Source organism: Streptomyces spinoverrucosus, from assembly GCF_006539505.1.
Lineage (GTDB): Bacteria > Actinomycetota > Actinomycetes > Streptomycetales > Streptomycetaceae > Streptomyces > Streptomyces spinoverrucosus.
In genome coordinates, this window is record NZ_BJND01000105.1 from 1 (window position 1) to 20,326 (window position 20,326).

Sequence of the window (20,326 nt, forward strand, 5' to 3'; positions counted from 1 at the left end):
GCTGTATTGCCCTGAGAGGTTGGGGACGCGGCTGGCGGGTGGTTGGCCCTTGAGCGCGGTGTGTCCGCGGTGGTGATTGTAGGTGTGCAGCCAGTCGGGGAAGGCGTCGCGTCGTTCCTGCTCCGAGTGGTAGGGGCGGGCGTAGGCCCACTCGTCGAGCAGGGTGCGGTTGAAGCGTTCGACCTTGCCGTTGGTCTGGGGCCGGTAGGCGCGGGTGCGCTTGTGCGTGATCCCGGCTGTGGTCAGGGCATCGCGCCACAGACGGGATTTGTAGTACCGCTTCGCGAACGGCTGGACCAGCAACGACGACAAGCACGACTCCCTGGAGTCCGTGATGAAGGAGGCATACGAGAACGGCGACGTATTCCGCCGCCTGTACGGTCCGATAGCCAAGCCGACCGCGAGAAGCCCCTCTACAGCAACCAGGCATACCCGGGTGCTCCCCTCGCCTTCTACGCACTGGAGCAGAAGGAGGGGGAGGCCAGGTTCCAGCAGATCGAGAGGGCCTTCCTCACGGCCTAGAAGGACAAGTCGGCGACCACCGACGACTACATCGACCTGGCCGACCGAGTGGCACCCCACCAGGGCGCGAAGGCGTTCCTCAACGCGTGGTTCAAGGACACCACGACGCCGCCGATGCCGCACCACGATGACTGGAAGGCGACGTCCGTGTCGGAACAGGACGCACCGAAGCGCGAAGCCGACCTCGCTCGGGACAAGGAGCTCAAGGAACTGCTCTCCTCAGGCGGTCCCCCCTGACCGCGGCTCCGCCCGGGCGCGACAGCCCCTGTGCCAGGGACCGGCCTCAGCCGAAGGAGAGGAGAGCGCAGCTCACCTTCGTGCCCCGTTGCTCGCCGTGGCTCCCCACGTTGGCCTGACTGATGGACGCGGGACTCATCCAGCCGGTCATCCGCTTGGACCTTCGGTCGCTCTGTACGGGCATTGCAGTATTGGAGATCACCAGCGTCGCGGAGGGATCTCTTTGGCATGAATCCCAACACTCGCGAGCAGGCCGAAGGAACGCATCGGAGCCGCACGGCACCCGTAGCAGCCCCGGCGCTGCCCACCCGGACGAAGCACGAAGGAGCGCGGCTATACGAACTCGACGCGCTGCGCTTGGCCGCAGCGCTGTCGGTCATGATCTACCACTACACCTTCTCCGGACCCGGTGGTGGACTGATCAGCCTGTCGTTCCCGGGGATCAGCCAGGTCACCCGGTACGGGTACCTCGGCGTCGACGCCTTCTTCATGATCAGCGGCTTCGTGGTCCTGCTGAGCGCATGGGACCGCACCCCGCGCCGGTTCCTGGTCTCACGCGCGGTACGTCTCTACCCGGCCTACTGGGCGGCGGTCACCCTCACCGCGATCGTGTGCGCAGTCCTGGGCGCCGGCCGGTTCCCCGTCTCCGGGACCCGGTACCTGGCGAACCTGACCATGCTGAACGCGCCACTCGGAGTGAAGAACGTCGACGTCGTGTACTGGACGCTTTGGTCGGAACTCCGGTTCTACATCGTCGTCTTCGCGCTCGTACTCATCGGGCTCACCAGACGACGAGTCACAGCGGTGCTCTGGGGCTGGCTCGGCACAGCCGTTCTCATCGAGACAGGGCTCCTGCCCCCGACTGTCTCACGGGCGCTGGAAGTGCTGGTGCAGTCACAGTGGGCGCATTACTTCATCGCCGGAATGGCACTCTGCCTCCTGCGCAAGTACGGACCCAGCCGCTCGGCCATCGCCCTCGTCCTCGCTGCCTTCGGCAACGCCCTCTACCGCGGCATCGGGTTCGCCGAGGCAGTGGGAAGGCGCTACGGTGACGCGTTCAGCCCCACCGTGGTCTCGGCCGTTATCACCGCGATCTTCCTGATCATGGTCGGCGTCGCCCTGGGATGGACACACCGCCTGGGACGATCCTGGTTCGTCGAAATCGGCGCCCTGACGTACCCGCTGTACCTGCTGCACGCCTACATAGGATTCATCCTCTTCAACCAGCTCCAAGGAACGGCCGAACCCCACATCCTCCTCGCTGCGGTGTGCATCATCATGATCGCCAGCGCATACGCCGTGCACCGCTGGATCGAAAAGCCGATCGCCTGGGCGCTCAACCGGGTCCTCGCGCGTGCAGCCGATCCCGTGAGCACCACCACGGGCTGACGCACGCGGCGCTGGAGGTCGGGCGGATCCAGGAGAACGGCGCTTCGGGCCGCCGCGGGCCTCGACGGCATCGCCCGCCACCGGGGCGGGGCTGATCGCGGACTACTGACCTGGTCGGCGGCCCACCGGGCCCACTCGCGCTGCATGGCGGTCAGCCGCAGGCCGTACTCCAGGGCGAGGCGGCCGTGGAGAGAGAGGCTCTCTTCGTCCCAGGGCGTGGACTGCTGCAGCCGCCGAAGGCTGTCGTGGCGCTCCTCGGCCGCCCCGGCTTCGTGCAGAAGGAAGTCGCGAGCCTCCTGTGGGGAGAGGGTGCCGAGGAAGAACACGCGCAGCAGCATGTCGTTGCGGCGGGGCCGCTCGGGCTCCACCTCGGTGAGCCAGCGCTGCAGTTCCTGCCTGCCCGCCGGGGTCAGTGCGTATTCCTTGCGTCGGCGCGGTCCTTCCGCGGCCGCTGTCAGCAGCCCCTCGTCGGCGAGACGGGTGAGTTCGGAGTAGAGCTGGCTCTGGGTGGCCGGCCAGACGTTGGCCAGCGACTGGTTGAACGTCTTGAGCAGGTCGTATCCGCTGGCGGATGCTCGGCGAGCAGGCCGAGGACGGCATGGCGAAGGCTCATGGCCGCACTGGAATGTCGGGAGGTTGGTCATCGGTTATGCGTACCTGCGCAGTTTTCTTCCGTGGATCGTCTTCGCGGTGGTTTCGACCCGGGGGGACTGGCGGTATGCCGCGCTGATCGCCCTGGCCGTGGCGGCGTGGGCACTGCATGACCAGCTGGCTGCCGGCCGTCCCTGGGACGCCCTGGTGATCGAGGCCAGCGCGGCACTGTTCCTGGCCGCCGTGGGGGCGTTCGCCCTCGCCGTGCCCGACTCGCCGCTGCGGCCGTACGCGCCGGCGCTGGCCGTGGGCTGGATCGCCCTGACCGCGTGGGGATCACTGGCCGCCGGGCGGCCCTTCACCCTCGGCATCGCCCGGCAGGCCACGGCGAGCGACCTCCACGAAACGGCGCTCTTCCGCCGGGTCAACTCCGTCGTCACCGCGGTGTGGGCCACGAGCTTCACCCTCACCGCGGCCGCCGCGGCGCTCCTCCTGCACGAGGCGCCGCACGCCGTCCTCGCCCTGCTGGCGGTCAAGGCCGCCGGCTTCACGCTCCCCGACTCTTCACCGCCCGGTATCCCGCCGCCGCACGGGCCCGCCACAGACTCTCCCGCTCTTCTCAAGCCGACACCCGCTGAAGGGACCTCACCGTGACCGTGACCGCCCCCGCCTCTCTCCAGGGCCATCTGGCGCCCGTCCCCGATGAGACCGACGCGCTCGGCCTGCCCGTCACCGGCACGCTGCCGCCCGAGCTGTGCGGCCGGTACATGCGCAACGGCCCCAACCCGCTGCCCGGACAGGATCCGGGGCACTGGTTCGCCGGACACGGGATGATCCACGGAATCCGGCTGCGTGAAGGCCGCGCCGAGTGGTACCGCAATCGCTGGGTGCGCACCCGCAGTCTGGACGGCGCACCGTTCATCCGGCCGGGCGCGGCACCGGACCTGACCGCCGTCCCCGCCAACACCCACGTCACCACCACGGTGAGAAGATCCTCGCCCTGGTCGAGGTCAGCCTGCCGTACGAGATGACGCCTGATCTGGACACCCTGGGGCCCTGCGACTTCGGGGGCAGACTGACCACCGGGATGACGGCCCACCCCAAGCAGGACCCGGTCACCGGCGAACTGCACTTCTTCGGCTGCTCCTTCACCCCGCCGTACCTCACCTACCACCGCCTCTGCGCGGCAGGCGACCTCGTGGAGAGCCGCGGGGTGCCGGTTGCGGGGCCGACGATGATGCATGACTTCGCCCTGACGCAGAACCATGTCGTCTGGCTGGACCTTCCGGTGGTCTTCGACCCTGCACTGGCCGGCCGGGGCCTGCCCTACCGCTGGGAGGACTCCCACCGCGCCCGGCTCGGCGTCATGCGTCGCGACGGCACCGGCTCCGTCCGCTGGTACGGCATCAGCCCCTGCTACCTCTTCCACGTCGGCAACGCCCGCGAGGACACCGGCGGGCGCATCGTGCTCGAAGCGGTCCGCTACTCACCGGGTGTCTTCGCCACGACATGGGCACAGGTCAGTGGCACCGGCGACCCCGCCTCAGCGGCGGCCCGGACCTCCGGGGGACACCAGCACCGGTGGACACTCGACCCCGCCACCGGCGTGGTGGCGGAGGAACCGCTCGACGACCGCGGCGTGGAATTCCCCACCATCAACGACGAACGCACCGGCCGCACCAGCCGCTATCTCTACACAGTCGGCGACGACACCATCATCAAGTACGACACCCTCACCCAGGCTCTGCTCATCCACCCCATCCGGGGCGAGAGCCCGGCGAGGCGGTCCTCGTACCCGCCGCCGACCACACGCGGGAAGACCACGGGTGGCTGCTGTCTATCGTCACCGACCGCACGGGCGAACGCTCGGACCTGATCGTCCTCGACGCCGCAACTCTCCAGCAGGCCGCCGCGGTACGGCTGCCGCGCCGCGTGCCGGCCGGGTTCCACGGCTCGTGGATACCGGATGTGTGACGGGCGCACCCCGTACCTCCACCACGTCGCCCTCAGACGGCCGACCGCGACCACGGGTGGGCCGAGCCGTCTCGTCAGGGCCCAGGCGCCACTGGGACGAGCAGATGATACTCGTGCCTCCCGCCGGTGTGCAGGACCGTCTCCACGCGCGGACCGCGTCCGTACCAGGCCGGGAACTGGCCGCGTACCGGGTCGCGAGAACCACCGGCCCTGGATGTCCAGCCTGAGGGTGTCGCCGGCGCGGTACAGCGTCGCCGACGGCAGCAGGGCGATGTCCAGCGGGGCGACCTCGTCCGGGGCGAAAGGACGGCGGGTGCTGTGAGCGTGGACCGGCATGCCGGGCAGGGACAGTTCGGGATCCGCCTCCCGGTGGGAGGCGACCAGCCAGCCTTTGGCCACCAGATCCCGTTCGAAGCCGTACGAGCCCTCGAAGGTGATCTCACGACCCTCTCTGAACTTGCGGACGCCCGCGAACAGATGGGCGTCGTCACCGCCGCGCACCTCGACGTGAAGGCGCAGCGCCATGGGCCCGGGGAGCACAGTGTCCTCCTGGAAGACCCAGGCGAAGGAGGCGACCCGGCCGCGCCCGTCGCACGCGACGCTCGCCGCAGCGGGCACCTGCTGGTCGGTGAGCCGGCCGGTGCCGGCGTCCAGTGACAGCTTGCGCCACACCGTCCCCGGCGGCGGGAAGCCGGAGTCGTGGCGTACCGCATGGACCGCGTTGCCCCGGTCGCGGATCTCGAGCCGGACGCGGGGCGTGGTGGCCTGGCCGTTGTCCTGCCCTTTGAGGCCCAGTCGAAGAAGCGGGCCCGCGCCTGGGCGGCCTCGGCCCGTAGTAGGTGGACCACTTGCCGCCGCGGTGGGTGTACAGCCACTTGTGGCGCGAGCCGATCCTGCGGAACGCCTCGAAGGAGCCGCGGGAGTGAAGGCTGTGATCGGAGAAGCTCGCGCACACCAGCGCGGGGACCTCGATGCGCTCCAGATCCGGGCACAGCGACCGCCACCAGTCGTCGATGAGCGGACGTTGCTCCTGCTGGGCCCTGATGTCGATGCCGACACGTCCGGCGTGGCGCATGCCCGTGCTCCAGATGCGCATGAACCCGCTTTCCGCGATCCCGCCCGGCCTGGCGAAGTCCCGGTAGAGGTCGCTCAGTCCCTCCCACGGGCAGATCGCCGCCAGGTGCGCAGGCTTCATCGCGGCGACCTTGTACTGGACGATGGCCAGATACGACACACCGTCCAGGCCGACCCGGCCCGTCGACCAGGGCTGGGTCCCTGCCCACTCGACGAGTTCGCAGCAGTCCTGCGCCTCCTTGTCGGAGAAGGGCGCTCCGACGCCCTGGGACGCGCCGAAGCCGCGCAGGTCCGCGTTCACCACGGCGTACCCTCTCGGCACCCAGAAGGCGGGATCGGGGGCCTCCCATCCGGTCCAGGCCGAGAACTCGATCCTCTCCGGATGCCGGAACGTCCGGTACTGCCCAACGGGCCGGTACCTGTCCCGACGCAGCCGCGGGAGGCGGTCCTTGCCGTACGGGTGCGCGGAGAGGATGACCGGGAACGGCCCCGGCCCCGCGGGTCGGTAGACATCGACACGGAGCATCGTGCCGTCGGCCATGGTCACCGGGGTGTCCTTGTCGCAGCGCACATGCTCCGAAGGCGGCCGGGTGACGACCACGTTCCCGGCGCGCGCGGCCCGAAGCCGGCGGCGAAGCAGACGTGCCCAGGCGGTCACGGTCTCACCTGTCCCCAGTACGAAGGTTGAGCGACATCCGGCGCGAACGTCCCCTGCCGGCTCCACGATGTGCCCGCGCCCTCTGCGGGCAGAGGCCGCGAGACGGTCGGCCCCCGTGGAGCACCACGGTGCCACCTCGCATACGGGCGCCTCGACGTGCAGATTACCCAGGGTCGGCGCACTGCAGGCCGTGGGTGCCGCTTGCTGATCGCGAACTAGGGACTCTCCCTGGGGTGTGCCGTGAGGCGAAGCAGCACTCTGATCATCGATCAGTCCGAGGGCCGCCGTGCCGGGGGATCGTCCACGCACCGACCGAGCCGAGAGGCGCGCCGCACATGCGCAGAGTTGTCGAGGAGCTGCTTGTGCTCACCATCGGCACGGTCGCGGGGTACCGGCCGCCCACGGCTCGGGCACGGCCCACGTGGTCCAGTGACGGAACGACATGCAGGAGTGCGACACAGCGTGAGCACCGCCGGAACCGGCGAAGCCGGGGACAGAACAGAAACTTGCTATGCGAGTCGGCTTGAGCTGTTCCGCCCGGCGTTCGTAGCGGTCGCCGTACAGTTCGCCCACGGCCTTCAGCGCCATCCGGGACCAGAACGGTTCGCCCGGCTCCCGGTGCTGCTCTTCTCGGCGTGGTGGACCTGGGGGAACGTCACCGCCTCCAGCGGCGTCGCGGCGGCCGGCTGGTGCGCTTCGCCCCGGGGTGGCCGGTGGTCTTCGCCGCCCGCGCCGGCGGCCGGTGGCCCACTGCCTGGTGTCGGCAGGACTGTGGGCGGTGTCCGCGCGGTGCCGGAGCCGTCTGGGGAGCCGCTGATCAGCCTCGTCGGTACCGTCGGTCATGCCCGGCTGCCGGCACGGGACCGGATGGGGCACTCGCCTTCGCGCTGCTCGCATCGTTGGTGGTCATACGTCCACTTGGGTATCCCGGCCGCGCAGCGGCGGTCGGGTGTCCGGCCCGGGTCTGGTGTTTGCCGTTTGACCCAGGGGGCCGTCGTTCCTCACCTCTCGTGGCGGCCGGAAGCAGCGCCCTCGCAGCCTGGCTCAACACCGCCGTCAAGGAGGCCGGCCAGCGTCATCCGACCACCGCAATGCCGCTGGGGCGGCTGCCCGGCGCCGGGCATGCCCATCCCCGCGATGAGGCACGCGGCGTAGGTGGCGTCCGCGGCGCGCGCACTCATGACACGGGGATCAGCCGTCCCCGCCCGTTGACCCCTGCCGACACCCCGCGTGGCCAGCACGCCTTGGCCATCCTCCCCTCCCGCGGGGTGCCGGCAGGCCTCAGCGACGCGCCCGGGCACGTCACTCAGCCGCCAGACGTCAACCCCGCCGCCTCAGCATCAACACCCGTTCTTGCCACGACCGACCCGGGAGCACCATGCGCCACGCGCCGCTGACCCAGGAGATCCCCATGCCCGAGACATCACAGGACCGGCTCCGCGCCGCCCTCATCCACTCTCTCGACGAGCAGCGCCTGCGCGCCGTGCTACACCGCTGGTACAGCTTCTACGAGAACGAGGCGAACAGAAACCTCACGCACCATGGCGAGCTGGTCACCGACGACTTCGCCCTCGTCCGCCCGCCCGACAGCCCGCTGCCCAGCACCACCGGACGCCAGGCCTACCTGGACAGCCTCGCCACCGCCCACCCCGGCCAGTACAACAGCCACCAGCTGCAGACGCTGCAGCTCACCCGCACCGGCGCAGCGGCCCTGACCGGAACGTGCACCCACACCTTCCAGACCCACGGACCGCACCTGGGCGGCGCGGCCCTCATCGGCTACACCTTCGACGTGGTGCAGGAACCGCACGAACGGCTGCCCCGCCTCGCGCGCCTGCGGGAGCACATCATCGAAACGCGGCAAGACCCCTTTCAGGAGGGATACATCACCAACCGCACCAGGGCGTTCGCGCACTACTGGCTGTCCCTGCTCGAACGACCCGCGGACACCGCTGGGCCCCTGCTCGCCCTCCTCGACGACACCTTCATCATGACCATGTCGGACGAGCGCACCCTCACCACCCGGGACGATGTCGCCGCCTGGTATGCCGACATACGTGCCACGGCCGGCATCAGCACCCACCACATCACCGCCTGGAACCTCACTCCCGGCCGACGCGGCACGCACCGGCTGGTCATGGAGCTTCGCTGGCAGTCCATCACCCCCGACCGGCAGACGGTGACCACCGCCACCCGCCACCGGTGGACCCTGCGCGAGACCGGCGACCGATACCTGCGCCTGAGCGACTTCCACGTCGCCCGCATCCGGCCCCTGGCCCGTGTCACGGCACATGAGGCCCTCGGTGACTACGAGGATGCCCGCACGTCTGCCCGCTGAGCCATCCCCGCGCATCCGGCCGACGGCAAGGCTGGATGGCGGGGAAGCCGCCGCCCGCGCCGTGCCCGCCCAGCAGCCGGCGGTCCGCCCGCGCGCGCTCGCGCAAGCAGCCGACGACACCAGTGCGGTACGCAGCAAAGGAACAACCCATGGACGAACAACAGGATGACCAACTGTGCCGCAGGGGGTGACGGAAGGTCCTCAGCCTCAGGACATCTTCGTGGGCCGCCTACGGCAGCTTCAGGCGCTGTCCGCATGCGCGGGCCGGGCACGATCCGGGCATCCCCAGGTCGTTCTCGTTCAGGGAGAGGCCGGGATCGGCAAGTCCGCTCTGATACGGCAGTGGCTGACCGGCGAACAGGCCGACGGATTCCGCGTCCTGCGGGCGGTGTGTGACGCGTCCGAGGCCGATGTCACCTTCGGAGTCGTCAACCAGCTGCTGGCCAGCGTTCCGCCCGCCCTTGTGCGGGAGATCCGCCCGTCCCACGCGGACATCCCGCCCGACACCACTTCCTTCCACGCTGGCACACAGGTGCTGCGCCTGCTCGACCAGCTGCAGGCCGATGGTCCGGTGGTGATCGTCGTGGACGATGTGCACTGGGCGGACCGCGGCTCCGTGCAGGCCCTGAGCCTGGTCCTGCGGCGTCTGCAGGCCGACGCCGTCCTCACCGTCCTCACGACCCGGACAGGCACCGGGACTACGAGGCCGATGTCCACGGTGGAGGACGACACCTGCCGCCTGATCGCCGGCCGGCAGGAGATCACCCCCCTCTTCCTGGGCGGCCTGAGCGCGGCAGACATCGCCGAGCTGAGCGAACAGCTCACCGGCCGGCCCATGAGCCACGCCGTTACGCAGCGGCTTCACCACCACACCCAGGGACACCCCGTCCACCTGCGCACGGTGATCACGCAGGCATCCCCGGCGCAGCTGCGCGGCGGACGCGAGCCACTGCCGGTGCCGATGTCGCTGGCGGCCGCCGTCGGCAGGCAACTGGCGGCCATGCCGCACGCCGCCAGGGCGATGGTGGAGGCAGCGAGCGTCCTCAACGCGCGGACACCGCTGGCACTGGTCGGCCGGGTGGCGGACGTCACCGACCCCACCGCGGCCCTTGAGCCGGGACTCGCCGCGGGCCTGCTCTCCTGGTGGCCGAGTGAACCATCGATACCCGTCGCCGTCTCGCACCCCCTCTACCGCCGCGCCGTGTTGGACCGGATAAGCCCGAAACGGCTGAGGGCCATGCACGCCGCTGCCGTGCCCGTGGTCGACGCCGCCGCGTCCTGGGCGCACCGGGTGGCCGCCACGGACGGACCGGACCGCACGCTCGCGGAAGAACTGGAGAAGGCCGCCGTCGAGCAGCTCGCCGCGCACAACGCGCCCCGCGCAGCGACCCTGCTGCTGTGGGCGGCGGACGTGTGGGACAGCCGCGCCGAACGCGAACGCTGCCTGCTCGCCGCGGCCGTGTACCTGATGGAGGCCGACCAACTGCCCCGCGTCCAGCAGCTCCTGCCCGAGGTGGAGTCCTGCGCCCCCTCACCACCACGCGATCTGGTGCTCGGCGGCTGCGCGGCCGCCCAGGGCGACCTGACCGCCGCGGAGGACCGTCTGACCGGGGCCGTGCGGGCCGCCCAGGCCACACGCGGGCTGGAGCAGATCGCCGCCCTGGGCGGAGTGTGGCTGGGACGGGTCTATGCGATGCTCGGCCGCGGCCGGGAACTCGTCGAACTGTCGGAGTCGATGCTGGCGACCGCGCAGTTCAGCCCGCGCCTCATCCACAACATCAGGGCCAATCGGGCCACCGGCCGTGCTTTCAGCGACGGACCGCAGGCGGGCTTGCGCGAATTCGCCGACCTTCCCGAGGCCGCCCGGGCACGCGCGGCAGACGCCGAACTGCTCGGCCAACGCGGAGTCCTGCGCGTCTGCAGCGGACGGTTCCACGACGGCATCGAGGATGTGACCGCCGCACTGCGGTTCCACCGCGGCAAAGCCCGCCCCGTGCTCCTGCACCCCCTGTTGAGCCTGGCCCAGTACTCGCTCGGCGCCTGGGACGACGCCGTCATCACCGCCGAGAAGGCGGTGGAGATCCCCCTGGCCGAGGAGCAGCCCTGGGCCCTGCCCATCGGGCTGGCGATCGCCGCCCTTGTCCCCGCCGGCCGCGGCGAGTGGGACCAGGCCCAGGACCTGCTCGCCCGCGCCGAGCGATGGGCGTGGCGCATGTCGGAGACAGCCCTGGCAGCCGTGGCCGGCGCCCAGGCGGCGCTAGCCCGGGCGCAGTCCGATCCCGAGGCGATGCTCACCGCACTGCAACCCCTGCGCCGTCTTCCCCACGCCAGCGCCGTCACCGTCGCACAGCTGTGGTGGCGCCCGCTCGAGGCCGAAGCACTGCTGGGCACCGGCCGCCTCGACGAGGCGGAAAGGGCCCTACGCGGACTCGAACGGCTCGCCGGCTCCGCGCCGTGCGCAGGCACCCCGGCCTCCCTGCTGTCCGGCCGGCTCGCCCAGGCCCGCGGCGACGCAACCCGAGCCCGGGCCGCTTACGAGCGCGGGCTGCGCCTGCCCTCTCCGCCCGACGACATGCCCCTCTACCGGGGCCTGCTCGAGCAGGCGTACGGAAGGACCCTGGCAGCGGACGGAGAGGCGGAGCAGAGCACCGTGTGGCTCGCCCGGGCCCGGGACCGCTTCCTCTCCCTGGGCGCCCGGCCCTTCCTCGACCGCTGCGAACGCGACCTCGCCGCCCTCTCTCCCGCGAGGATCCCCCAGCACGGCACTAGTCTGCTCGAACTGTCCGGACGCGAACGCGAGATCGCCCACCTCATCGCGCGCGGTCTCACCAACAAGGAAATTGCGGCCGAGCTGTTCCTGAGCGTCAAGACCGTCGAATACCACCTCGGTAACATCTACCGACGCTTCAACCTGACCGGCCGCCGCCAGCTCCGCGACCACGTCCAGGGCCGCAGCATCATGCTCCAGGACCGCGGGACCGGGCTGATCTGACACCCCGTCCGTCCCCGCACCCGTACATAGGCAACACCCGTTCAGCTGCATCGGGCACTCCACGACGAGAAGACCGCAGTGGTCAGGGTCACATGAGCCCCGGTGTGTGCGCGGGCGCGCGCTCAGCGGGAGCGCAGGAGGACATCGACGGCCCTCACCGCCGCAGTCTCCACCTGGCGGATACCCGCCCCCATGGACTCCTGGTCGTCCGAGACAACAGCGACCAGGAACCGGTGACCGCTGTGGTGGACCTCGCCGATGCTGTTGACCACCCACCGTCCGGTCGAACTCCGGGGCAACCAGCCATTCTTGAGAGGTCGTGGCACTTCTGGGGTCGGCGGCAGCGGACACGCCCCAGGACTGGGCCGGATGGACCCCGCGCATCAGCCCGCACATAGGCGCGGCCTGTGGCGGTCAGCGCGGAGCGGGGCGAGGCGATCGCCCTGAGCAGGCGGATCGGATCCGATGCCGTCTTTGTAATGATGCCCCACGCCGCATCGGGCGTGGTCTCCACGAGCCCGAGCCGCTCATTGGCCATGACAAGTCCGGTGGGCCGCCTATGGCCCGCCACAGGCGGGTGGCCGCGTCATTGTCGCTGAGCCGGATCATCCACTGGGCATCCCGCCGCTCGCCGACGGTAAGCGGTCGGCCTTCCTGCTGTGCCTTCAACAACAAGGCCGCGAGGGTGTTCACCTTGACGATACTGGCCGTGGCGAACCGGTGCGACGTGGGGGCGTAGCGGGCATGTGCTCCGGTGTCCATGTCCGTGACAGCCACGGACAGACGGCCGGAACCATGCGTCCCGGCCGCGTTTCAGCGCGGCGGCGAGCGCGGCGTCCGGGTCGTCTCCGGCAGCAGCGACGGCGGATGCGCACAGAACCGGGACCAGGGCCGCCGCCAACGCAGATGAGGCCGCGGCCCTTCTGACACGGCCCGCGGGGATATGCCTCTTCGAGCCTGCGGGAGCAGCCGGACGCAGGGCTGTGCGCACGCACGCCGCGGCCCGGGAGAACCGAAGGGTCCCGGGCCGCGTACGACGGGCCGTCCTGGTCACCGCTTCCCGACGATGAACTGGGTCGATGCCAGCACCCGGCCGTGGTCTCCGAACAGCGTCACGGTGTAACGGCCGGGAGTTTTCACCACGGTGGCGTGCGCGCTGAAGGCCGTGGGGTCGTTCCTGTCGATGACCGCCCTGCCGCCGGTGAAGCCGTTCGACGCGATGGCCCTCACGGTTCCCAGCGGCCTGCCCTGGCGGGTGGCGACAGTTCCGGAGACGTGGATCGTCGTGCGGGGGGCCACGTACGCAGAGGAGACCGAGAGCCTGGCGGGCTCAGGCCTCGGCACGGGTGCGGGCCTGGGCGCCCCCGCGTCGATGAAGTACGTGCGTGCGGTTCCGTTGCTGCAGGTGACGGTTACGGGGTATGTCCCTGGCCGCTTTACCGTCTGCGCCGAGGCGGTGAAGGCGTCCGGCCTGGCACTGGAGATCCGCGCCGGTGCGGCGAAGCCCGGAGAGGTGATGGCGATCACCGTGGGGAACCGCGCGTGCCAATCCGTGGGAATGGCACACGTGCCCGAGATGCTCACCTGCTCGCCGCCTGCAACGACACGGGGTCCGACGGTGACGTGGGCGGGCTCCACCCTGGAGTTCACAGAACCCGGCTCCGGCGGCGTCGTTGACGGGGAAGCCGCATCAGCCCACGCGGAGCCCGTTCCCAACGCGAGCGTGCCAGCGGCCAATACGGCCGCGGCGCTGACAGCAGAGATGCGCATGGAGGACCTTCCTGCTTCGGTGTCGTGCCCGCCGGTGGACCTGTCCACCCGTGGACCTGAAAGGCGTCACCCACGCCCCGCTTAGGTCTTCCGCGGGGCGCTTTGGTGCCGCACCGACACCGTCCCTCCCCACCGTGGCCGGCCAGGTCGGCCGGTCGGAGGACCGCCCGGCCCAAGCACCGCCCTCCGATCGGCGAACCCCAGAGGCGGACTTGTCACGGACGCCGGCCAGGAGGCGAGGGCATCCCCGCGGAGCACCGCAGCACCTGCCCCGGGCGAAGCCCCCGGTGGCGCGTGTGCAGTGTCACCGAACGCACTGGGCTGCCTTGCGCCTTCCGGCGGCGGGAGCCCAGGAGCGGGCGCCGGCGGCATGCGGATCCGTGGCCGAGCGGGCTTGCCGCCGCAGGCCCGATCACCATGATCGCTGCGGTGCCCAAGAGCCGGTTGCGGAAGAGCGCCAGGTTGACCAGAGGATGCTCGGCCCGGGACTCGATCACCATGAAGGCGGCCAGCAGGACAACTCCAGCCGCCAGCAGCCCCAGCGTCCGCGGTGACGTCCAGCCCCACAGCCTGCTGCGGTCCACAGCGCCGGTGACGGCGGCGACCGCCACCGTCACGGTCGCCAGGCCAGGCCAGGCCAGTCCACCGAACGGGGAGCCCGCCCGTCGCGGGACTCGGCGACCCGGTGCGCCATGAGCGCGGCGGCGGCCGTCAGGGGCACGTTTGATCAGCCGAAGATTCGGCTGGTCGGTGGTGGCGTTCGCCTCCGCCGACTCGCTGGGGCTGATCGCTCTGCACGGGACCGTCGTCGCCCCCCAGACCCTTCCGGGACTGGCAGGGCAGGCCGAATGCCGGTGGTGAACTGCGTCGGTGAGCCGTGTGCGGGAGAACCGCACGGTTCGATGCGGCGGGGGCTGGAAACGGAGCGGACGTACTCCGCCACCGCGCCAGCCCCCGACCCTACACGAGGTGGGCTGTCCGACTGGTATCAGATAAGCGAAAAATGCCTCTGACCAGCGAGAATGATGATTGTCGAGGTCCCTGTTCCCGCCGTCGCCGGAGGCACTTCAAGTGAAGAAGCGTATCGGGGTCCTACCCGCGTGTCCGTATCGAGGGCGGTGGACGCGGCGTGCTGACGCAGGCCGGGGCCGTGCTGCTGGTTGAGACGGTCCGCAAGAGCGGCCTGGACATGGTGTCATCGGCGCTGGCGCCGTGGCGCAAGCGCGGGCGGTGCACGATCCCGGCAAGACGCTGTTGGACATTGCGCTCGCGGTGGCCTTGGGCGGGGACTGCCTGGCGATGTAGGAACACTGCGGGCCGAGTCGGCCGTGTTCGGGCCGGTGGGGTCGCCCCGGCCGTGACGGTCTGACTCTTGCTTACGACTGACCCTATGGGTGTCCTGGCGTTGATCTGTCGACCGTCCGGCCGGGGCGACCTTGACGATTCCCACGGACACCGGCGGATTCCAGCAACTACTGGACTGGGCAGTCTCGTTCGGCAGGTCCTGGCGTTCGGGGTCGAGGGCACCGGCTCCTACGGTGCCACGCTGGCCTCGTTCCTGCACCGGGCCAGGCACAAGGTGGTCGAGGCAGGCCGCCCGGACCGACGGCTGCGGCGGATGAACGGCAAGCCCGACACTCTGGATGCCGAGAACGCCGCCCGCGCGGTCCTGGCCGGGTTCGCCACCGCCACCCCCAAGAGCGCTGACGGCGAAGCCGAGATGACGAGTTGACAAGCATAGGAGCGTCAACGCCGTGGCGAGGCGTTCAGCAGCGTCCTCAAAGTGGAGGATGTGCACCGGCACAACTTCCGCATCCGCACCGAGGCCCGCATCAAGATCGCCCTGGCCGCCCGCGGCGGCCGGGTCCGCGGCGTCGTCTTCCACACCGACAGGGGCGCCCCAAGCAGCGCGGCCGACTTCGCCGAGGTGTGCCGTCGGCACGGCACCCGCCGCAGGCATGGGCCGCGTCGGCTCGAGATATGAATCAATGCCCTCGCCAAGTCGTACTTCCAGTGCCTCAAGCGCGAATTGCTCCACGGCAGGCGCTGGACCTCGAAAGCGCAGACCCGCCTTGAGCTGTTCCGCCGGCTGGCCTACGACATCCGGTGCCGTCCGGCATTCCGCGCTTGGTCACCTCACACCGGCCGACTTCGAACAGCAACTGATCACATCATATACGCTGTCACTCGTCGCATGAAACCGGTGTCCACCCGGGGATCGGCTCCGACGGTGCCGTTACCCGATCAGTGGCCACGCTGGAAAGCTCAACGGCCCCTCACGGATGACGCACCGTGGCTGGTGGTGGCCATGCCAGAGAAGTCAGAAGCTGATAGTCACACGCACAGCCACATCTTCCCAAGACGGGATCTCGCCAGAAGCTCTCGGCGCCGCGGATGTCATTCTGTGACAGATATCAGTGGGGATTTCAAAACCCTTGAGTTTGCTACGGGCTTCTTTAGCCTTAAATGTTATATCGCTCTTGCTGCTGTACCTTTTCGTCTCCACGATGGTGAACTCAAATTCTCCACTCGCCCGAAGGTATAGAGCGTGATGGCCGTGCATCAGCACACACGCGTGGTCATATGCGACCGCGTTCCAGAGGCGCTTTCCCCATTCCGCATCCGTGAGATCATCATGATGGTCTCGGTGGCATACACTCGCCTGGATGTAAGTCCCAGTCAATGGACGAGCAAGAACCGATTCAGATACCTTGCTAATGTGGTCTTCAGGCATCCCCGTAAGCCTGCGCCGGGGCTCATGAAATACCTTAGGCAGCGACAGTACAAGACTCATTTCATAAGAATCACGATGCCCTTTGTTGGTGAGTTTGGGAAATTCATCACTAAAGTCCTGTACGGCCTCCAACTTCTGCATCACTCTCCCCCATACTCCATTGAGATCCAGGAGTACCTTTGCCTTCTCCCGAGCAGTCAAGCTACTGGTGTCAGAAGTAGTTTTTGCAACTTCCCGCTCTATGTAAGCGAACACCTCCCTGGCTTGGGAGATCCGGGACCCTACATGCCGCTCGACAGTACGGCCCTCGTACTTCTTGTTCTTTACTTCAGCAGGTGACGCATCCAGCTTTGCTTGAATTTTGTCAGCTAGCTTCTTGCCGACCTCAAGCAGGCCAATAATTGTAGGAGTCTGGGTTCTGATGTAGTTGTGAACAGACGCCGAAATACACGTATTGAGAAATTGCTGCCCTTCTCGCACATTGGCGGCGAACATAAAGTCTGCCGCATTCGAGCTTGTGACGATTTGTTCAAAAAGGGGATTTTCTACAATACCCTTCCGTACGTCGGGAGCCATATTGAGCAGCGCAAGCCTGGCCAATCTTTCACTTAGTTGACCTTCTGGCTTGTACCTAATGTCACCGAGCCCCGACGTCATTGGACTCAGTTCTGCGAGATCCTTCGCTACTTTCGCAAGGACAACAGTCAGGGCGGCCGGGCTCAGGACTTCCAGTGCTTGTCTGTTACCATTTTCGTATCTGACAGGGACCAGGCTCGACGAAATAAGTAGATCATTGATGATGTCTTTGAGGTTGTCGATGTTTTCATCTACGTCAGACCTAGTACTGATCCGATGCGTCAGTCTCAGATTAATCTTCTGAAGCCAGTCCCGCACGCCCTGATCATTTAGCGTCTGGTCCACATAAGAATTAAGTTCACCGCCTCCGGCGAGGTTCTGGAAAGTGTTCAGTCTATTGTGTAGATCGTCGCCACTAAGCTTCAGTGCGGTCAGATTCTTCATCGTCTCCTGATAGGAAACTGCGAACCTTGAAATAATATCCGGGATTACACTTGCTGGCGTTGCCACACCTAGCCTCCTGAAACGACTCCCTATCTAAGGGCTGAAAATCTCACGTATGTGTCGACTGGAGGGCACACCCCTCCCTCTCCAATGAGTTCTTGAGCCTTTCCTGGTCTACGGCCGACCCGGTGAGCAGAACAAACTTCCTCCGTGCGACACATAGCAAGTTTCCCATGGGGTACTCCGCAAGTCTCAGGACCTCAAACGTCTGCACCATTTCGTGCTTTCGAATGATGAGATTTTCACCAATTTGAACGAATGGCACTGGTTCATTTACGGCGCAATTAGCCAGCACCTCCTGTGTCTCCTCTCTTTCAGTTAGGTCCACCTCCACCCGGATCGTCTTTTGGTCTGCCGCCCACCAGACGTGCAGTGTTTTTTCTAGTGTTTTCAGGCCGTCGGCATTCTCGATGATATTGCTCACCGTGCCGTCACGGACCCCGCAACTCTTGGCCTTGTTTTGGAAAGAGACAAGATTACTGAACCTAAGCACCTTCCGGCCGCCACCCTTAACGGCCGTGCTCGCTGGCGGTACTTGAGTTTCTAGACTGGGTCTCGACTTAGGAACGGCTCGGTTTTGTTCGTTGACGTAGTCATCCGCCCGCATAGTCAAAGGGTAATGACTCAATTTGATCCAGCCGTTCTGATCGTCGTTGGGGGGACGCCAACGCTCGGAGCCATACCAGACTACGCGACTAGCAAGTTCAAGCTCCGCAAGAAATTCCGGATACCTTGCCTCCAGGTGCTGAGAAAGAATCTGGTGAAGCCGTTCAGTAAACTCCACTCTTACATATTCACCTGACAGATAGAGGTCCCATTCCTCCGCCTCGCCAGGAAATCCAAGTTCACCTTTATGTCGATCATGATTTAGCTTAAGCCATTCAAGCACCATGGATTGTTCGTCTGCGGTAAAGCCCTTGTATGTCGCCGCGATATCACACGTGAGTATGGAATCCCTTGCGAATCGGAAAATCACCTCCTCTTGGCTGCTGTACTCCAGCAGAAAATGACTGAAGAGCCAGGCCCAATCCACAGGGCTTCTCTCACGGTAAACGAGATCCAAAAAATTCGAAGGAATTGGGTGAGTTCGAATCGTATGAATGGTTCTCCAATCAAGACGCATTTTTTCCCTCCCGTGTTTCGTCTAAGATGGTGCTGCAGTGGATGTCTTGGGAAATTCTCTGGTTCATGAGAGTCGGTTTATCGACGCTCCGTGCGTTGGTCAGTTCCGCATCTTCCCCATATGGGCAGTCGCTGTGCAGGAATGCAGTGAACGGCACCATTCAACGAGGGCAGTGGTAGCGGGGTCTTGCGCTATCAGGCAGGCATAAAGGCTGTCCTGTATCACGCGCGGCTCGGATGCGGTCCTCCGCGCGGGCCCGCAGCCGGTGGCGGAGCTCGAACGCGGCGATCGGCCGGGTCGGGGGTGTTCGCGGCGAACCGGTGATCCGCATGCCGTCGGCGTCCGTGATTCTCAACTGGGCACCGGGGTGGGGCCGTTCCCTGCGGACGATCAGCCGCATGCCCTTGGGCCAGCCCGCGAGCGAGTCGCCGGTGAGTTCGGTGACCCAGGCGCCGTCGCGGATCTCGCCGTCCGTCTCGATGGCCGGTCCAGGCCGATGCCGGGATCTTGAGGACGTGCTGATGGATGGCCTCGGTGATCACCATGCCGACCGAGTAGGACAGCCAGCGCCCGCGCTGGGCGAGCCAGGCGACGAACTCGTGAGTGCCGCCTGCGGAATCGCAGCGGATGAGGGTCTGCCGCGCGCCGGTACTTCTTCGGCAGCTGGGCCAGGGCGAGGCGGGCGGTACTGATGTGGTCGGCGGCCGTTTCGAACCCGCTTTGCCCGGCCTCAGCAGGGCTGCCACCGGCTCTCCGGTTCCGCCCGGGCAGTGGTCGACGAACCCCATCAGCGGGTGGTGGCCGTAGGTCTTCTTCCAGGTTGGGGCGGCGTCCTGCTTGTCCGAGTGCGCGACGACCAGCACTCCGTCCAGGTCCACGGTCACCTGCCCGTCGGCGTCCGGAGCCCGAACCTGCAGCCAACTTCCAGACGTGGCTGCGGACTTCGGCCCGAGCCGCGCGGATCGCGGTCAGTGCCTTTCCGCCGGCGGCGGCGAGGGTGTCGATCAGGCGGGAGACCGTCGGGTCGGAGGCCACCGGTCCGAACACGGCCGGCTCGGACGCAGCAGTGTGAACGTCGGCGAGGCAGTCTCCGCCGAGCGCGAGGTTCAGCAGGACCTTGCCCGGGTCGTGGACGGCCCGCGGTTCGCGCCAGGGGGCGAGCGCTGCGGAGATGGCCCGGTCAAGATCTTGCGGACCGTTTCGACCAGCAGAACCGAACCGGCCTGCGAGACCACGGCTCGGCCGTCCCGGACACGGACATGGGGGTAGGACCCGGTAGGCTGCTTCACCTGGAATGTGCCTCCGACAGGGGCGGGAACAAGGACCTCAGCAATCCTCATTCTCGCTGGTCAGAGGCTTTTCGCTTACCTGACCGCCTGTCGGACAGCCCGCTTCATGAAAGCGCGAGGTTTAACGACAGGACGACCAAGCGGGCACTGGCCTCTGCCAGCAGCGGCTCGAGCTCGTGGCCGGTCGTCACCGACGAGGTGCCGAGCACACAGAAGCAGCAGTGGACTCTGCGCTACATCGGCACCAACCCCTACTGCTATAACCTGCCGATGTTCCAGATCGTCAACAGCACGAGCAGCAAGTGCCTGACGGTGGCCCCCACCGAGGTGGCCCCCGGAAACGAGACCTCATCGACAGGCCTGCGGGACGAACCCCGTCAGCAACGCACCCGAGTTGGTGGTTCATGTTCCCGAACACGACGGACAGCTGGAGGCAGATCATGCCGTTCTCGTACCCGTCCATGATGGTGACGGCGCCCACCGAGGGCTGTGGCAGCCTTTGGCGGCCCGTACGTGGCCCGCAAGCGGGACTGTAAATCGTTCGGTGTAACTTCC

General features: G+C 67.5%; 14 protein-coding genes and 7 pseudogenes. 13 read left to right on the forward strand and 8 right to left on the reverse strand.

The window, feature by feature from the left end; genetic code table 11:
• A pseudogene (locus tag SSP24_RS40055) lies at positions 1-273 on the reverse strand (integrase core domain-containing protein); the annotation flags it as partial.
• 297 nt (positions 274-570) lie between these two features.
• Between SSP24_RS40055 and SSP24_RS40060 the strand changes: the two are divergent.
• Together SSP24_RS40060 and SSP24_RS44640 are read left to right on the forward strand one after the other, a co-directional pair.
• The gene (locus SSP24_RS40060) at positions 571-759 is read left to right on the forward strand and encodes a hypothetical protein (RefSeq protein ID WP_141315835.1); all 189 of its coding nucleotides are present in this window, start codon (positions 571-573) and stop codon (positions 757-759) included.
• Positions 760-987: 228 nt separating this feature from the next.
• The gene (locus SSP24_RS44640; RefSeq protein ID WP_141315837.1) at positions 988-2,148 is read left to right on the forward strand and encodes an acyltransferase family protein; all 1,161 of its coding nucleotides are present in this window, start codon (positions 988-990) and stop codon (positions 2,146-2,148) included.
• Positions 2,149-2,318: 170 nt separating this feature from the next.
• Here the strand turns inward: SSP24_RS44640 and SSP24_RS44645 are convergent.
• Positions 2,319-2,792: pseudogene (locus SSP24_RS44645) on the reverse strand (PadR family transcriptional regulator); the annotation flags it as partial.
• A gap of 46 nt (positions 2,793-2,838) precedes the next feature.
• Between SSP24_RS44645 and SSP24_RS40075 the strand changes: the two are divergent.
• The 4 genes and pseudogenes from SSP24_RS40075 (at position 2,839) to SSP24_RS45190 (ending at position 4,713) form a co-directional block, all read left to right on the forward strand.
• Complete coding sequence (locus SSP24_RS40075) at positions 2,839-3,393, forward strand: hypothetical protein (protein WP_229866353.1); 555 nt, start codon at positions 2,839-2,841, stop codon at positions 3,391-3,393.
• Positions 3,390-3,770, forward strand: a complete 381-nt coding sequence (locus SSP24_RS45180; RefSeq protein ID WP_308439662.1) for a carotenoid oxygenase family protein — start codon at positions 3,390-3,392, stop codon at positions 3,768-3,770. The genes SSP24_RS40075 and SSP24_RS45180 overlap by 4 nt, the downstream gene beginning before the upstream one ends.
• A pseudogene (locus SSP24_RS45185) lies at positions 3,767-4,423 on the forward strand (carotenoid oxygenase family protein); the annotation flags it as partial. The gene SSP24_RS45180 and the pseudogene SSP24_RS45185, both read left to right, overlap by 4 nt.
• Positions 4,321-4,713, forward strand: coding sequence for a carotenoid oxygenase family protein (locus SSP24_RS45190; RefSeq protein WP_308439663.1), 393 nt, complete (start codon positions 4,321-4,323; stop codon positions 4,711-4,713). The pseudogene SSP24_RS45185 and the gene SSP24_RS45190, both read left to right, overlap by 103 nt.
• A gap of 264 nt (positions 4,714-4,977) precedes the next feature.
• Here the strand turns inward: SSP24_RS45190 and SSP24_RS45445 are convergent.
• A pseudogene (locus SSP24_RS45445) lies at positions 4,978-5,772 on the reverse strand (CocE/NonD family hydrolase C-terminal non-catalytic domain-containing protein); the annotation flags it as partial.
• A gap of 25 nt (positions 5,773-5,797) precedes the next feature.
• Positions 5,798-6,328 (reverse strand): annotated as a pseudogene (locus tag SSP24_RS45450) (CocE/NonD family hydrolase); the annotation flags it as partial.
• A gap of 1,528 nt (positions 6,329-7,856) precedes the next feature.
• On the opposite strand from SSP24_RS45450, the gene SSP24_RS40095 reads away from it, so the two are divergent.
• Positions 7,857-8,783, forward strand: coding sequence for a hypothetical protein (locus SSP24_RS40095; protein WP_141315841.1), 927 nt, complete (start codon positions 7,857-7,859; stop codon positions 8,781-8,783).
• Positions 8,784-9,003: 220 nt separating this feature from the next.
• Positions 9,004-11,775, forward strand: coding sequence for a helix-turn-helix transcriptional regulator (locus SSP24_RS45040; protein ID WP_167529850.1), 2,772 nt, complete (start codon positions 9,004-9,006; stop codon positions 11,773-11,775).
• Between the two features lie 122 nt (positions 11,776-11,897).
• Here the strand turns inward: SSP24_RS45040 and SSP24_RS43265 are convergent, their stop codons facing one another.
• Entirely contained in the window at positions 11,898-12,074 is a 177-nt protein-coding gene (locus SSP24_RS43265) for a hypothetical protein (protein ID WP_167529851.1), read from the reverse strand.
• A gap of 845 nt (positions 12,075-12,919) precedes the next feature.
• Between SSP24_RS43265 and SSP24_RS40105 the strand changes: the two genes are divergently transcribed.
• The 5 genes and pseudogenes from SSP24_RS40105 to SSP24_RS45455 all read left to right on the forward strand — a co-directional run.
• Complete coding sequence (locus SSP24_RS40105) at positions 12,920-13,630, forward strand: hypothetical protein (protein ID WP_141315845.1); 711 nt, start codon at positions 12,920-12,922, stop codon at positions 13,628-13,630.
• Positions 13,631-14,268: 638 nt separating this feature from the next.
• Positions 14,269-14,406 (forward strand): hypothetical protein, encoded by a 138-nt coding sequence (locus SSP24_RS40110; protein ID WP_218037144.1) that lies wholly within the window; start codon positions 14,269-14,271, stop codon positions 14,404-14,406.
• A 210-nt stretch (positions 14,407-14,616) separates the two neighbouring features.
• Positions 14,617-14,894 (forward strand): annotated as a pseudogene (locus SSP24_RS40115) (transposase); the annotation flags it as partial.
• Positions 14,895-14,950: 56 nt separating this feature from the next.
• Positions 14,951-15,277, forward strand: coding sequence for a hypothetical protein (locus SSP24_RS40120; protein WP_174864799.1), 327 nt, complete (start codon positions 14,951-14,953; stop codon positions 15,275-15,277).
• 114 nt (positions 15,278-15,391) lie between these two features.
• Positions 15,392-15,743: pseudogene (locus tag SSP24_RS45455) on the forward strand (integrase core domain-containing protein); the annotation flags it as partial.
• Positions 15,744-15,865: 122 nt separating this feature from the next.
• Here the strand turns inward: SSP24_RS45455 and SSP24_RS40130 are convergent.
• The 3 genes from SSP24_RS40130 to SSP24_RS45460 all read right to left on the reverse strand — a co-directional run bounded on the left by SSP24_RS40130 (position 15,866) and on the right by SSP24_RS45460 (position 19,366).
• Positions 15,866-17,365 carry a hypothetical protein gene (locus SSP24_RS40130; RefSeq protein ID WP_141315848.1) on the reverse strand — a complete coding sequence of 500 codons (1,500 nt, stop codon included), beginning with the start codon at positions 17,363-17,365 and terminating at the stop codon, positions 15,866-15,868.
• A gap of 43 nt (positions 17,366-17,408) precedes the next feature.
• The gene (locus SSP24_RS40135) at positions 17,409-18,422 is read right to left on the reverse strand and encodes a hypothetical protein (RefSeq protein WP_141315850.1); all 1,014 of its coding nucleotides are present in this window, start codon (positions 18,420-18,422) and stop codon (positions 17,409-17,411) included.
• Positions 18,423-18,703: 281 nt separating this feature from the next.
• Positions 18,704-19,366 carry a transposase gene (locus tag SSP24_RS45460; RefSeq protein WP_373866248.1) on the reverse strand — a complete coding sequence of 221 codons (663 nt, stop codon included), beginning with the start codon at positions 19,364-19,366 and terminating at the stop codon, positions 18,704-18,706.
• Positions 19,367-20,326 lie beyond the last annotated feature (960 nt).